This is a genomic window from Chamaesiphon minutus PCC 6605 (assembly GCF_000317145.1).
In the GTDB taxonomy this organism is placed as follows: Bacteria; Cyanobacteriota; Cyanobacteriia; order Cyanobacteriales; family Chamaesiphonaceae; genus Chamaesiphon; species Chamaesiphon minutus.
On record NC_019697.1, the window covers coordinates 2,637,192 to 2,650,480 of the forward strand.

14 protein-coding genes and 1 pseudogene are annotated in these 13,289 nt (G+C 46.4%); 7 read left to right on the forward strand and 8 right to left on the reverse strand.

Features of this window, described 5'->3' with window-relative positions; genetic code table 11:
- Positions 1-2: 2 nt before the first annotated feature.
- Genes ureC through CHA6605_RS12235 form a run of 3 tightly spaced genes read right to left on the reverse strand, consistent with a single transcriptional unit; the run spans position 3 to position 2,440 of the window.
- Positions 3-1,709, reverse strand: a complete 1,707-nt coding sequence (gene ureC / locus CHA6605_RS12225; protein ID WP_015159750.1) for an urease subunit alpha — start codon at positions 1,707-1,709, stop codon at positions 3-5.
- Complete coding sequence (locus CHA6605_RS12230; protein ID WP_015159751.1) at positions 1,699-2,121, reverse strand: urease subunit beta; 423 nt, start codon at positions 2,119-2,121, stop codon at positions 1,699-1,701. Before CHA6605_RS12230 ends, ureC begins: the two co-directional genes overlap by 11 nt.
- A 7-nt stretch (positions 2,122-2,128) precedes the next feature.
- Positions 2,129-2,440, reverse strand: a complete 312-nt coding sequence (locus tag CHA6605_RS12235; RefSeq protein WP_015159752.1) for an urease subunit gamma — start codon at positions 2,438-2,440, stop codon at positions 2,129-2,131.
- A 403-nt stretch (positions 2,441-2,843) separates the two neighbouring features.
- On the opposite strand from CHA6605_RS12235, the gene CHA6605_RS12240 reads away from it, so the two are divergent.
- Genes CHA6605_RS12240 through CHA6605_RS12260 form a run of 5 tightly spaced genes read left to right on the forward strand, consistent with a single transcriptional unit; the run spans position 2,844 to position 6,609 of the window.
- On the forward strand, positions 2,844-3,806 hold the full coding sequence (locus CHA6605_RS12240) for a formylglycine-generating enzyme family protein (protein WP_015159753.1): 963 nt from the start codon (positions 2,844-2,846) through the stop codon (positions 3,804-3,806).
- 14 nt (positions 3,807-3,820) lie between these two features.
- On the forward strand, positions 3,821-4,807 hold the full coding sequence (locus CHA6605_RS12245) for a CobW family GTP-binding protein (RefSeq protein ID WP_015159754.1): 987 nt from the start codon (positions 3,821-3,823) through the stop codon (positions 4,805-4,807).
- Between the two features lie 45 nt (positions 4,808-4,852).
- Positions 4,853-5,602 carry a nitrile hydratase subunit beta gene (gene nthB / locus CHA6605_RS12250; RefSeq protein WP_015159755.1) on the forward strand — a complete coding sequence of 250 codons (750 nt, stop codon included), beginning with the start codon at positions 4,853-4,855 and terminating at the stop codon, positions 5,600-5,602.
- Positions 5,603-5,614: 12 nt separating this feature from the next.
- On the forward strand, positions 5,615-6,238 hold the full coding sequence (gene nthA / locus CHA6605_RS12255; protein WP_015159756.1) for a nitrile hydratase subunit alpha: 624 nt from the start codon (positions 5,615-5,617) through the stop codon (positions 6,236-6,238).
- 17 nt (positions 6,239-6,255) lie between these two features.
- Entirely contained in the window at positions 6,256-6,609 is a 354-nt protein-coding gene (locus CHA6605_RS12260; RefSeq protein WP_015159757.1) for a nitrile hydratase accessory protein, read from the forward strand.
- On the opposite strand, the gene CHA6605_RS12265 is transcribed toward CHA6605_RS12260, so the two are convergent.
- Together CHA6605_RS12265 and CHA6605_RS12270 are read right to left on the reverse strand one after the other, a co-directional pair.
- A complete protein-coding gene (locus CHA6605_RS12265; protein ID WP_015159758.1) occupies positions 6,606-7,145 on the reverse strand; it encodes a hypothetical protein in 540 nt (179 codons plus the stop codon). The two genes, CHA6605_RS12260 and CHA6605_RS12265, sit on opposite strands and share 4 nt — an antisense overlap.
- 314 nt (positions 7,146-7,459) lie before the next feature.
- Positions 7,460-9,856: an NACHT domain-containing protein gene (locus tag CHA6605_RS12270; RefSeq protein ID WP_015159760.1), complete on the reverse strand. Its 2,397-nt coding sequence runs from the start codon at positions 9,854-9,856 to the stop codon at positions 7,460-7,462.
- Between the two features lie 300 nt (positions 9,857-10,156).
- Between CHA6605_RS12270 and CHA6605_RS12275 the strand changes: the two genes are divergently transcribed.
- Together CHA6605_RS12275 and CHA6605_RS37285 are read left to right on the forward strand one after the other, a co-directional pair.
- Positions 10,157-10,450 (forward strand): TRADD-N-associated membrane domain-containing protein, encoded by a 294-nt coding sequence (locus CHA6605_RS12275; protein WP_015159761.1) that lies wholly within the window; start codon positions 10,157-10,159, stop codon positions 10,448-10,450.
- Between the two features lie 223 nt (positions 10,451-10,673).
- Positions 10,674-10,829 (forward strand): annotated as a pseudogene (locus tag CHA6605_RS37285) (integrase); the annotation flags it as partial.
- 196 nt (positions 10,830-11,025) lie between these two features.
- Here CHA6605_RS37285 and CHA6605_RS35740 read toward each other — a convergent pair.
- The 3 genes from CHA6605_RS35740 to CHA6605_RS32930 form a co-directional block, all read right to left on the reverse strand.
- Positions 11,026-11,988, reverse strand: a complete 963-nt coding sequence (locus tag CHA6605_RS35740; RefSeq protein WP_232432257.1) for a hypothetical protein — start codon at positions 11,986-11,988, stop codon at positions 11,026-11,028.
- 117 nt (positions 11,989-12,105) lie between these two features.
- Complete coding sequence (locus CHA6605_RS12285) at positions 12,106-12,636, reverse strand: hypothetical protein (protein ID WP_015159763.1); 531 nt, start codon at positions 12,634-12,636, stop codon at positions 12,106-12,108.
- A gap of 22 nt (positions 12,637-12,658) precedes the next feature.
- Positions 12,659-13,132 (reverse strand): Tse2 family ADP-ribosyltransferase toxin, encoded by a 474-nt coding sequence (locus CHA6605_RS32930; RefSeq protein ID WP_015159764.1) that lies wholly within the window; start codon positions 13,130-13,132, stop codon positions 12,659-12,661.
- Positions 13,133-13,289: the final 157 nt, after the last annotated feature.

The window sequence follows — 13,289 nt, forward strand, 5'->3', positions numbered from 1 at the left end:
GTTTACCTGAAGATATACAGCCGACCGAGCGGCACTCGCGAGACAGGTTCGCAGGTAGCGATTTCACCATTCACCCGCACCTGAAAAGTGTCGGGATCGACTTCAATTTCAGGACAGACGGTGTTATGCAACATATCTGCTTTACTCAGGGATCTGGTGTTTTTGACTGGCAAAAGTTGTTTGCGAAGTTTCAGCTTATCGGCTAAGCCGCAATCTAGAGCAGTCTGAGTCACAAAGCAAAAAGAAGTAGACTGCTTGGCACTGCCATAGCTGCCCCATTGCGGACGATACAGAATTGGTTCGCAAGTCATCAGCGAGGCGTTTGATTCACCCATAGGCGACCAAGCGATAAAGCCTCCCTTAATTACTAGCTCTGGTTTAACTCCAAAATAACCAGGATGCCAAAGCACAATGTCCGCGATTTTACCGGGTTCGATCGAACCTACATGGGAATCAATTCCACAGGTTTTGGCAGGATTAATTGTGTATTTTGCGATGTATCTCAAAATTCGTTGATTATCATGGCGATCGCTATCTTCAGGAAGTGCGCCACGTTGGTCTTTCATTTTGGAAGCCAATTGCCAAGTGCGACAAATTACTTCGCCAATCCTGCCCATGCCCTGACTATCAGATCCCATCATGCTGATGGCACCCAGATCGTGCAAAATATCTTCCGCCGCAATAGTTTCGGCACGAATCCGCGATTCGGCAAAGGCGACATCTTCGGGAACTCTGGGATTGAGGTGATGGCAGACCATCACCATATCTAAATGTTCATCAAAGGTGTTAACTGTATAGGGATTGGTGGGATTAGTGGAAGAAGGTAGACAGTGAGAATAGGAAGCCACCTTGATGATGTCTGGAGCGTGTCCACCGCCAGCACCTTCCGTATGGTACATGTGGATCGTGCGACCACGAATTGCTGCAAGCGTATCTTCTACATAGCCAGACTCATTGAGCGTATCAGTGTGAATTTGGACTTGAAAGTCGTGCAGATCGGCAACAGAAAGACAGGTATCAATCAGCGCAGGCATTGCGCCCCAATCTTCATGGATTTTTAGTCCGATCGCACCGCCTTCTATTTGTTCGACGAGACTTGCTGGGAGACTCGAACTCCCTTTACCCAAAAAGCCAAAATTAATCGCAAATCCTTCGGAAGCTTGGAGCATTAAGCCCATATTATAGGCTCCACCCGAACAAATGCCCACGGTGACTGGCCCCAACCCACCCCCAATCATCGTCGTTAATCCGCTAGAAAGTGCCTCGGCACAGAGACCCGCACTATCAAAATGAACGTGACAATCAATTCCCCCGGGGGTAGCAATCAAACCTTCAGCCGATCGCACATCTGTATTGGCACTAATCATTAGATTTGGCTGTACTCCATCCATCACACCAGGATTGCCTGCTTTACCAATTCCTACAATCTTGCCATCTTTGATGCCAATGTCTGTCTTGACAATCCCCTGCACCGGATCGATCAACACCACATTGGTAATCACAAGATCTAATGCTCCCTCTGCTGCTGTGACTCCAGAAGCCAAGCCCAAACCATCCCGCAGGGTTTTACCACCACCAAATACGCACTCATCACCATAGACAGTGGTATCTCTCTGAACTTCCGCAATTAAAGATGTATCCCCTAACCGAATCCGATCGCCTGTGGTGGGGCCAAACAGCTCTGCATAACGCTCCCGACTAATTTCCATGACTCTCCTCTACTATTGTGCTGTAGCCCAATCTTTGCACCCGCTCCATCGCCATTTCCTTGGCATTGGGAGCATCTAACGCCTGATTTACCAAGCCATTCAGTCCTTGAATATGTCTTGTACCGCCGATCGCTACTAATGAGACAGTTTTGGTATCTCCAGGCTCAAATCTAATCGCCGTGCCAGCCGGAATGTCCAACCGAAATCCATAAGCTTGGGAGCGATCGAATTGCAAAGCCCGATTCACTTCTAGAAAGTGATAATGTGAGCCAACTTGGATCGGGCGATCGCCTAAATTCGCCACTGTAAGAGTTTTAGTCTCTCGACCAGCATTTAGCTGCAATGAACCAGATTCACAGAGCACTTCACCAGGAAAGGAAGTTGGGGCATTTGAGGTGGGGATATTTGTCATCGCATGTTCATCCAGGGCTACGGATTGGATTGTGAATACTGACTAACTTAGTCCCATCGGCAAAGTGCGCTTCCACCTGAATCATCGGGATCAGCTCAGTTACGCCTGGTAAGACATCCTCGGTTGTTAGTAACGTCGCTCCTTCAGACATCAACTGTGCTACGGATTTATCTTCGCGTGCGCCTTCGATCGTGGCATCAATAATATAGGCGATCGCTTCTGGCACATTCAGTTTGAGACCTTTTTCCTTCCTACGACGGGCGATTTCAGCGGCTGTAAACACAGTTAGCCGTTCAACCTCTCTGGGAGTTAAGTACATATCAACTCTGCAAATGGTCTAATAACACTCGAATTATGTTGCTTCTTGTCTCAGTAATAAGTAGTGAAAGTTACAATAAATTTGCTGCTTCTGGTTCGATCGATCGATATTATTGCCAATTTGGTATGTAACTAAAATATAGATCTAGTAAGTCAATCGCGATTTTACGAAATTCAAAAAAATAGTATCTTGCAAAACATAATTATCTAAATCTCCGTGATAAATTAATTTCGTGAAAATTAAAACGCAACTATTTCAACAGCTTTGTAAGCTGTATTATGAGATCGACAGAGATCGAATTTGTGGCGATCGAAGCACTACGATTAGTGTGAAATAAAACCAAGTAACCATTTCTTTGTCCAGCTATTTCGTTATTATTCACGGGGCTTGGAGACAATTTATAGTGAAAAGGCGACAGTTAATTCAATATGCCAGTTTGAGCAGTATTGCCTTATTCAGTGGCATTGGTACTAATTCATTGGCGGCGACTTTCAATCATCATCAAGAAAATCGACTTAGGAGATTAGCGAGCGATCTAAAATCCGTTAGTTTTGATGTTGCGACGATCGATCTAAATGGTCGAGAGATCGATCGTCGATCGCGACAAGCTCAGTTTTTTACGACCGAGCTAGGCGATAGTATTCCCTTAACAATGGTCGCAATTGCAGCAGGTGAATTTGAGATGGGATCCGCCCATCTCGAAATAGATCGATCGACTAGCGAAACACCAGGGCATCGGGTGACAGTCCAGCCTTTCTTCATGTCCAAATATCCGATCGCCCAAGCTCAATGGCTGGCGGTGAGTCAACTCCCCCAAGTCAATCGAGCGTTAATTCCCGATCCTGCCCATTTTGTTGGTGCCGATCGACCAGTGGAATCGGTGTCCTGGTTGGATGCGGTCGAGTTTTGCGATCGGCTCTCGCAACACACGCAGCGGAACTATCGGTTGCCCAGTGAAGCCGAGTGGGAATATGCAGCTCGTGCGGGGACGACCACGCCCTTTAGTACTGGTGCAACCCTCACCCCGGAGTTTGCTAACTACGGCACTGAATTTACCTATGGGGGGGAATCTCCCAGTGAGTATCTACCGACAACTACAAATGTCGATCGGTTCGCTCCCAATGCCTTTGGTTTAAATGACATGCACGGCAACGTGTGGGAATGGTGTGCCGATTGCTGGCATGAAACTTACCAAGGTGCGCCCAGGGATAGTCAAGCCTGGATTAAAAATGGAGATTCAGACCTGCGATCTTTACGTGGTGGTAGTTGGGCTGACCATCCGAGTCAGTTGCGTTCCGCCAGTCGATCGGCCTATGAAGCTGATTCCCTCAATCGGATGATTGGCTTTCGAGTTGTCTGTGCTTAGTAAGGAAGGCTGGGATGTCCATGTTTAATAAAATTCCTGTGACCGTGTTGACGGGCTATCTAGGGGCTGGCAAAACCACCCTGCTCAATCATATTTTGACAGCTAATCACGGTCAAAAAATCGCCGTGATTGTGAATGAATTTGGCGAAGTTGGGATCGATCGCCAGCTCGTGATTGGTACCGATGAAGAAATCGTGGAGATGAATAATGGCTGCATCTGCTGTACTGTCAGAGGCGATCTGATTCGGACGATCGGCAAGTTACTAGTACGGCGCGAACAGTTTGATGCCTTATTGATTGAAACTACCGGACTTGCCGATCCGGCTCCGGTGATCCAGTCTTTCTTTGTCGATGAATTACTTCATGCCCAAACCGAATTGGATGCGATCGTGACAGTCGTCGATGCCAAGCATATTTGGGAGCACTGGGATAGCAGCGAAGCTCAAGAGCAAATTGCTTTTGCCGATGTCGTGATCTTGAACAAGAGCGATTTGGTTTCGCCCACAATTCTGGATGAGCTAGAACAGCGAATCCGCAGCATGAATGCGATCGCTAAATTGTACCGCACCCAGAATTGTCAAATCGGTCTAGATAAATTATTGGGTTTAAAAGCCTTTGACCTGAAACAGGCTCTGAGCATCGACCCCCAATTTTTGACCGAGGATGCCCACGAGCACGATCTGTCGATCGCTTCCGTCGGTATCAGCACTACGGGCAGTTTCAGTAGTGTCAAGGTCAACCGCTGGCTATATCAACTGGCGCAAGATCGCGGTGCCGATATTTTTCGGATGAAGGGAATCGTCAATTTGGATGACGAAGCGCGGCGGTTTGTCTTTCAAGGGGTACACATGACCCTAGATGGTAGACCGGGTAAACCCTGGCAGCCAAGCGAAATCCGCCGTACCGAACTAGTGTTCATTGGGCGCAATTTAGATGAACAGCAGTTAAAGGCTGAGTTTGATGCTTGCCGACTGGAAACACCCGTTGAAGTCGGTGGCTGATTTTAGATCCAGACTAACATCACCAATTGGAGAGGAAAACTAGAGATGAAGCTACAGCATTATTTGGGCGGCGTTGAAAATCTCGGCCCCGTCAGCACTGAAAAAAAGGTATTTGTCCAGCCTTGGGAAGAACGCATTTTTGGGATTCATGTGGCGATGATGGCCCTGAGCAATCATCTCGATACCGCCTTACCCAAGTACCAGATTAAGAAAGTGCCCACCAAATTCAAAGATTTTTGGACGTGGGGACACCTGCGCACCGGAGCCGAAGGGATGCAACCATTTGACTACTTCCGGTTGCGCTATTACGAAAAATGGTTGGGCGGTATTTCGGGCTTCTTTATTGAGAAAGGATATATCACCAAAGCCGAACTGGATGCAGCCACTGCCACCTACCTCACTCGCCCCAAGTCGAAGAGTTTTAAGCCACCAGCAGGCGGGAATCCAGCGATCGATACCCAAGTTGTGAAATATCTCCGCGAAGGCGATTCACCGAAGCGATCGATCTCCACCAAGCCCAAGTTTACGACAGGGATGAAGGTGAAGGTCAAAGACCCGATGGTCGTGGATCATACGCGGCTCCCAGGTCATCTCCGGGGCAAAATAGGCATTGTTTATTTAGTCTATCCAGACGCTTACAACTACTTCTTTTCGACGGGACCTGATGGTATCGGTGCGCCCATGCCTGTCTATCTGGTGTCCTTTAAGCCTGCCGATATTTGGGGCAAAGACATGAGCGAACCCAATTCGACTTACTACGACGATCTATTTGAAGCATATTTGGAAGCGGTTTGAGGAGGAAATTTTATGAGTGGATACGAGCATTTTAAGTATGATACCGATCGAGAAACCTACAGTGCGGCTAGAGTGCGTGCTTTAGAGGCTCTGCTGGTTAAGAAAGGTGTGATTACGGGGGCGACAGTGGATAAAGTCTTGAAGTATTTCAAGACAGAAATGGGTCCGTTCAATGGGGCAAAAATCGTGGCTCGTGCTTGGGTCGATCCGGCTTTTAAGGCGCGGTTGTTGCAAGATGCCAATGCCGCGATCGCGGAGATGAAGTTTCCCCCAGGGATGTCTGGTGCTGAAGGGGAACACCTGAAAATAGTCGAAAATACCGCTAAGGTGCATAACTTGATTGTCTGCACCCTCTGTTCCTGTTACCCCTGGCCGACCTTGGGCTTGCCGCCTTACTGGTTCAAAGATCCCACCTTCCGCGCCCGCGCAGTTAGGGAACCCCGCGCCGTGCTGAAAGAATTTGGCTTGACGATCGATCCAGCCGTGGAAATTAATGTGTGGGATAGTAGTGCCCAAATTCGTTGGTCGGTATTGCCAGAACGGCCACAGGGCACGTCCAAGATGACTGAAGCCCAATTGGCGGCGATCGTCACCCCAGAATCGATGATGGGTGTCGGCAAAATTAAGGTTGCTTAAACTACAAAAATAAAACAATGCAAACTCAATTCGAGCATTTCGCCGCCACCAGTATGTTAGGATCTAAAGAGTCCCCACCGCGCTGTGACGGCGATCTATTTTTTGAGGATTCCTGGGAAGGTCGGGCGTTTGGGATGGCGATCGCGCTAGCCAAGCAGGGACACTATGAATGGGAAGACTTCCGACAACAGTTGATTACGTCGATCGGTGAGTGGGAATCCGCACACGCTCTAGACGATCCAAGCTGGGATTATTATCAGCGGTGGCTCTTGGCTCTGGAGCGGTTGATGGTAGAAACCAATTTAATCGATCCAGATGAATTGGAGCTAGAACTGGCTAAAGAGGCGCAGGATGCGATCGGTGTTGATTAAAGTTGATTAAAAGTCTTTCGTTGGTTGATTTTGACTGGGTTAGGAATCGTCTTGACCCAATCTTGAGATGGCGGGGGTACTGCGATCGGTGGCTCTTGGTCTGCCTTGTAGTAACCTGCTCTAGTTAGCTGTAATTCCTCATAATAGGTGGCAAAATCACTGGCGTGCGGCAAAAATTCATTGGTGGTTTGATTCTGTTTTAACCCTTCTTTCCACACACTTTTCTCGACTGTGCCAATAGCTAGATAGTCATTACCGATCGTATCAGGAGCTTGCTGAATAAACAATGCAGTCAGATAGTACTCGATTTCATGTTTATGGGCGACGAGGAGATCGCAATCTCGACAGTAACGACAAGTATAGTTCAGCGCAATTAAGTGATGGGGATTGACATGAATCAAGATCGGTATTTTGCGTTGTCCAGTCTTGCGATCGCATAACGGACAGCGGGAGACTCGTTCCTCTGGGTAAGGATTGACCATGAAACTGTATTTGGGTGGCAAACCACCAAATTGTCGTCGTTTGACTTTTGCCATGTGATTTCATCTTTCTGAGATTTAATTTTCCATTTTAGCGTGGGCACCGCGATCGATTGAAATCGATCGACAGATAATGGTGGGGGTGGGCGGGTTTGTTCGGAGTTGGTAGTGCTAGGCGAGGATTTCTAGCATAAACCCGCCCCTACGAGTTATCGATGAAAATGTATATGGATGAATGTATGAATTTATGGATCTGATGGATCTGTAGGGGCGGGTTTATGCTAGCCAATATCGATTTACTGTTGGATATCAAACGAACCCGCCCGCCCCCACCAGAAGATATCGAATGGGTTTTATCGAATCTCCAATAGTTACGATCGAGACTTAATCGGTAACAACAAACTAGCCTCAATCTCCGCTCTCACTTCCCGACTCACATAGCAATCACTATTGAGACAGTCTACCAGCAGCTTATTGGCATCATAGTATTGCTGGAGTAACTCTTTCTGAGCTTCGCTAAATTGCCAATCGTGACCGATGTTTCGATGCTGAATCATAATTGCTCTCAATTCCTCCGCCCAGTCTCGACCATTAGCCTGCCACCAACGCTCAAAATTCTCATGATTTTCTGAGGATGTATCTGGCAATCGATCTTTTAGTTGTTGCAGCGATTCTTGTAACTCGGTGGATTCAATCGCACGAGCAAGAGCATAAGCAAGAGCACGAGCAAGAGCACAGGCATAATCATGCTTACGCTCAATATCTTGAGCACCAGAAAGAGCGCGAGCATAATTGCGATCGCAATCAAGAGCAAAAGCAATCGAGACCGTAACCGCATAATCAAGAGCATGATCGTGGTCGTGCTCTTGATTGAATGCAACATCAGGGCCTACAATACACTCCGGATCAAGATCAAAATGACCAAGATCGTGATTAAAATCGAGAGCACGAGCAAGAGCAAAAGTGTTATTCAAAAAACGATCTACAACACCTAGAGCAGTCATAATCAGAATAAAAGCACGAGGACTAGCAAGAATCAAATAATATGCTCGAACAGCAAGAAGTTTATAGCGACTCTTTGTTGATCGAGATTTTTCCTCTACCCAACACAGAAATTCTTGCAATTTCTCGTCCTGAGCCAGAAGACGATCGATTTCCCGCTTCATCCCTAGCACCAACTTATCCGCACTCTGCAACATCCCCACCGTCAGCAAAAATACCTCCCGCCACTGCTTATCGGTAAGATGGCTAATCAGGGCACCAAAATCCCCATCAGCTTTTTCCTTGAACCACCGAGCGGTAAAGTATTCCTGAAAAGTTAAATGAGAAAAAGAATAAATTCCCCGCGCTCTTTCTACCAGTAATCCATGTTGAGCCGCAATTGAATTCAGCACCGCTTCACTATCGAGTTGCAGCGTTTCGGAGTCATTACTAGCATTCGGTAAATTCCGAATATACTCCCGAATTTGCTCCTCGACAAATCCTTGTTTAAAAAAATAGTCACTGCGTTCAAAGGCATTGTAAGCAACTTGACTGAGGAGATCTTCTTTGCGTTGGAGCGATAGTTGTTTGTAAACCTCTTCTCGTCTAATATTCCGCTTGGCATCCCATTTTTTTAGCAATACATCCAAGCCTTCCTTGTAGAGTTCGGCACGATTGACAGGAAATCTACCACCTGATTCAAATACCAAACACAGGAGTGTCAGTAACAGCGGATTGGTAGCTAATTCTTTCAATCCAGGATTGGCTTTTAACTCCTGGGGAAATTCTTTGGCTTTGACGGGATCTTTCAGTTGAAACCATTTGTGAGCAAAGTCAGCAATCTGCTCATCATCAAAATCGGCAACTTCTACTTCGGTAAACTGCTCGAAGATATATTCCTTCGCCGCAATCCGACAAGTAATCACAAATTGACTGGCATCAAATTTCTCGGCAGTCTGGCGAATCGTATTTAAAACTCGATCGTGGTCTTGTGCTTTAACTTCATCCAATCCATCCAGCAACACGATCAATCTACCAGCCTGCAAAATTTTCGCCCCCACCACATCGGCATTCTCAATCCCCCATTCTGTCAATTGTTTGCCAATAAAACTCAGCAGATCGGGTTGTCCTTCTGTCTCTGCAAATTCCTTGAGAGTGACAAACAAAGGTACTCGATTTTGGTTGAATTTACCCCCATTACATTGCAATGCCAACCACTTGAGAAACGTCGTTTTTCCCGCTCCGGGCTTCCCTAAAATCATCAACTTGTCATGACGTTCGACAGCTTTTAGGGCGGGGATGCGTTCTTGTCGAACTGTGCCTAATATAAATCGATCGAAGTTCTCAATCTCGCACCCATCCAGCAATTCCTCAATGCTGCGCCGTTGATTGCGAGAAATTTTCTCCAGAATATTAACGCTGGTGTAGATGGAATCGATGGTAATTGGTTGCTCCATATCCAGCACCCGCATCGTGCCACAGCGTTTCTGAATACTGGCATGAATCTTTTCGCGAACTTCCAAAACGAGTGCATCGAGATCGACATCTTGAATAGGTGCCTGAATATCCGCGTCTAATTCGGCAATCTCCCTCCAATCCAAACCTAATTCGGTGCAGATCGCTTGAAAAAATCTAGTTGCTACGGTTCTTCTAGCAAAAAAATTGATGACAACTTGGCGCGTACAATCAACACTTCCAGCTAGATATTCTTGCGTCTTGCCTTTGGTATTAAATGCAAGTTCTGCTTTTTTTAGTCCCTCAACAGAAGCCTTTAGCGATCGCGCCATACTCTACCCACAGAACTCTTACATAAAAGGATATTAGCTTCGTTTCAGCACCGCCCTCGATTAAAATCGGGGCTAATGATACGAAGTCCGCCTTCGCGGACTAGCTAATCAGTCCGCGAAGGCGGACTTTGCACTCCGAGCAGAGACTTTAGTCTCTAGGTAACTGACATTACACAAGTCTAACATAAGTCCAACATCTTATACTGACAGGCTTTCAGCGATTTCAAGCTTTAATAAAGACAGGAAGAAGAAAGCGCGCCCAACTCCTAAACCCACCACTATGGAGTACATTTCCATCCCATGTCTAACCAAAACCTCCCAACCCATCAACCTGAAGATCGCGACGACGAGATGAAACAACGCATCGCTGAAGAACGCCTGTTTCAAGCCAGCGTCAGCTTTAAACTTACCTCGATCGCTACTGCGGCTTTTGCTACCGTCAGCCTCGTCGGTGCCGGATTGCTACTCAGTGGTAATCTCTCCGAAGGTGCTCTCACCGCTGCATCGGGCGCAGTACCGACTGTCTACTGCTTCAAATTAGCCAAAGATGCTAACGACAGGCTCGATCGCATCTTCGCTGAGTTGAGCGACTAACTTGCGAGCTTTAACGCAGAGTCATCTCTTCCCTTCGACTGCCTCGGTGCGCTTCGAGATCGAAACGCAAGTTATGCCCATGTGTACATTAACTAATTATCTGTCAAATTAACACACTGGTGTCAAACTGAATTCAAGTAGGTTCTAACCTTCAGTCTGCAAGGTTTAGAGCCTTTTTACAAGCTGCGTCGATCTACCAATATGCTTCTGATGAAATTAACAGATTAAGCGACAAGAGAAGGCAAAGAGTATTCGTAGTCCTGGGTGGCGGGGTGATCGGTTATCAGTTAAAACTCGTGATGGGCTGGATTTAACGATCGAGCATAGCAATCAAGTTTGGCAGTGTGACCACACACGAGCTGATGTGTTGCTGGTAGATGTAGCGACCCGCAATTATAAATCATCAAACCCGCAATCATCGCAAAATTGAACCCACATTAACTGCAACTATCCGGTAGCTCAAACCCGAATTAACTGCAACTGAACCCAGATTAATTGCAACCAACCCACAATCATCCGTTCCAACCCGAATTAACTGCAACTATAAATTTAGCGACTGAAACTCACTCACAGAGCTAAATTGGCAACCCAGCTATCAACATTTGGTCAGTTAACTCCTTCGTCCGAGCTGGATTCGGCAGAGCCGACGCTTCGCGAACGAGTTGACCCCGAAAAAACAACTTAATCTCCGCTGGTTTCGCGTGAAACTGTTCTGCCAAGCCCCGCAGATCGTAACCATGTCGCGTCAGTTTCGGCTCCAACTCATCAATCTGTTTCGATAGTACCGATTCCACAATCGCCCCAGTTACAGGCTTTTCCCCAGCCTGATAAGCAGCCTCCATTGCCAGCATCAAATGCTGCTGGATTTGAAGTGGAGTTCTTAATCGCTCACTGAGGATATCAACTGCCTCAACCGTCAACACATCTGATAGCTTAGTCCCCTCAGATCCACAAGCATCAATCAACCAAGTGATATATTCTCTTTGACTTCCGACCATCCCCTCCAAATTCAAAATCGTAGACCGAGAGCCGATCTCTTCCATCGTCGGACGACGTAAATCATTTTTTAACTTGGGATGACCCGCCAGCAGAACTGAGAGAATTCCACAGTCAGCATTTGCTTCACCTCTGATTTGTAATTGAAAGTACGCTCTAACTCGCTCTAAAATCACTTTCTTAGTCAAAGTTTCCTCAACTAAAGCGGCGATAAATTCTCGGTGTTCGACCGCAAGTTTGGCTAATGGTTGACCTAAATAATCGGCAATCGCCAGCTTTGCCATTAAAGTCGTCGGATAAGTAAATTCTCGATAAGGATCGGGGTCTTGAAACGGGTTCAAGGGCAATGCTGGACTGGGATCTCGCTCCTCAACAAACTGAATATCGGTATTTCCGGCGAGGGATGCACGAGGAAGATCCAACTGTTTCGCCAAAGTAGCAATGCGGTCGGCTCGTTCCTGAGTGCGAGTTTTCTTGAACTTCCGATACCGATGTAATGGTTTGGCAAGATTGAGCTGTAGGGTGAGCACCCAAAGCTTCAAATCAAGCAGAAGTATAGAGCCAGTAGGGTGGGCACTGCCCACAGATTCAAATCAAGACAGAGCAAGGATTTAAATTTATTTTACGATCGCTCAATTTTGGTAAACGAGATCGAAATACTAAACCACAGATAATCGATCGAGTCGCTCGGTTAAATCCGATGAAGCTCTTAACGGATGATACACCTCACCCGCATAAGATAACCAAACATAATCCCCAGCAAACTTCCGAAAACTTCCAGGCGAACCGAGCGATTGCCATACCGGATTAGCCAACACCAACCCAGGAAATAACATCGCTAATATCTCGCGATCTTCAATTAACTCATCATAAGTTCTAAACTCATCAACCTCTACCCCCACTAACGCAAACCGAAAAGCTGGAGCCGATTGCAACAGTCGATATAGTAAAATCCCAATTTCCGTCATCACATAAGCAGTTTCTGGTGTATTTATTCCCGTCAAACTTACCCCTTGCGGACATACTCGACACCACCAATTATCTTCTAAATCCTGAAAAATATCCCCACGGCATTCAAAACTCGAACCATCATTCAGATTTAAAACACTACCTTGGAAATACTGGCAAAATCTGGCTGCATCAGCTTCTGATTCTCCACATTCCGCTGCCAAACCAAACGACCAAGCCATAGTATATACCTCGCGATTAGATTTAATTTTCGACTCTTTGCCAATACTTCTGTGTATTTGCTAAAGCTAATTCATACTTAGCCAATAACATCGTTACTCTTGGCATAATACTAACGTGGGTAGGGCTATCTCTGACCGCTTCGAGATCTCGTTCGCGTAGCGTCGGCTCTGCCGAATCGATATAACTACTATCGATTTGCCAAATTAGATCTCTACCCGTTCCACCCCAAGCAATTGGTTTGCGATGTGAAGGCAAACTTTCAATTGAAATCGATGCTGACATTCCTTTAGTATTCCGCACCGCTACCGTTACCAAATTCTTGCTCTCGCCACGCTCTGATTCTAGCCGTAAATAACCATTAGGATCGATCCATGAATCTGGAACTTCGATCGTATCGATATCAATTCCAGGTCTAATCCCTAATAACCTGCCACTCCGTCCGATTTTTGGTCGATCGTCTTCTCCCACCATTGCTCGAAAATAAAGTGTTGTCATTACATCTTTAGTTTTTGAGCATTTATGTAGACATCATAGCAAATTATCATCCTCTAAATCATTATCGACAACTACGGTTAGTACCGTCCTCGCCGGTAGTGTTCTAAACGTGTTGTTCAATAAATAGTTGAAATCAAAAGTAACCCTATCCATAAAT

Excerpts from the sequence above, each read along its gene's own strand:
- CHA6605_RS12245 (WP_015159754.1), top strand. The coding sequence starts at position 3,821 with ATGTCCATGTTTAATAAAATTCCTGTGACCGTGTTGACGGGCTATCTA.
- ureC (WP_015159750.1), bottom strand. The coding sequence starts at position 1,709 with ATGGAAATTAGTCGGGAGCGTTATGCAGAGCTGTTTGGCCCCACCACA.
- CHA6605_RS12285 (WP_015159763.1), bottom strand. The coding sequence starts at position 12,636 with ATGGCTTGGTCGTTTGGTTTGGCAGCGGAATGTGGAGAATCAGAAGCT.
- CHA6605_RS12260 (WP_015159757.1), top strand. The coding sequence starts at position 6,256 with ATGCAAACTCAATTCGAGCATTTCGCCGCCACCAGTATGTTAGGATCT.
- CHA6605_RS32930 (WP_015159764.1), bottom strand. The coding sequence starts at position 13,132 with ATGACAACACTTTATTTTCGAGCAATGGTGGGAGAAGACGATCGACCA.
- CHA6605_RS12270 (WP_015159760.1), bottom strand. The coding sequence starts at position 9,856 with ATGGCGCGATCGCTAAAGGCTTCTGTTGAGGGACTAAAAAAAGCAGAA.
- CHA6605_RS12230 (WP_015159751.1), bottom strand. The coding sequence starts at position 2,121 with ATGACAAATATCCCCACCTCAAATGCCCCAACTTCCTTTCCTGGTGAA.
- nthA (WP_015159756.1), top strand. The coding sequence starts at position 5,615 with ATGAGTGGATACGAGCATTTTAAGTATGATACCGATCGAGAAACCTAC.
- nthB (WP_015159755.1), top strand. The coding sequence starts at position 4,853 with ATGAAGCTACAGCATTATTTGGGCGGCGTTGAAAATCTCGGCCCCGTC.
- CHA6605_RS12275 (WP_015159761.1), top strand. The coding sequence starts at position 10,157 with ATGTCTAACCAAAACCTCCCAACCCATCAACCTGAAGATCGCGACGAC.
- CHA6605_RS12265 (WP_015159758.1), bottom strand. The coding sequence starts at position 7,145 with ATGGCAAAAGTCAAACGACGACAATTTGGTGGTTTGCCACCCAAATAC.
- CHA6605_RS12235 (WP_015159752.1), bottom strand. The coding sequence starts at position 2,440 with ATGTACTTAACTCCCAGAGAGGTTGAACGGCTAACTGTGTTTACAGCC.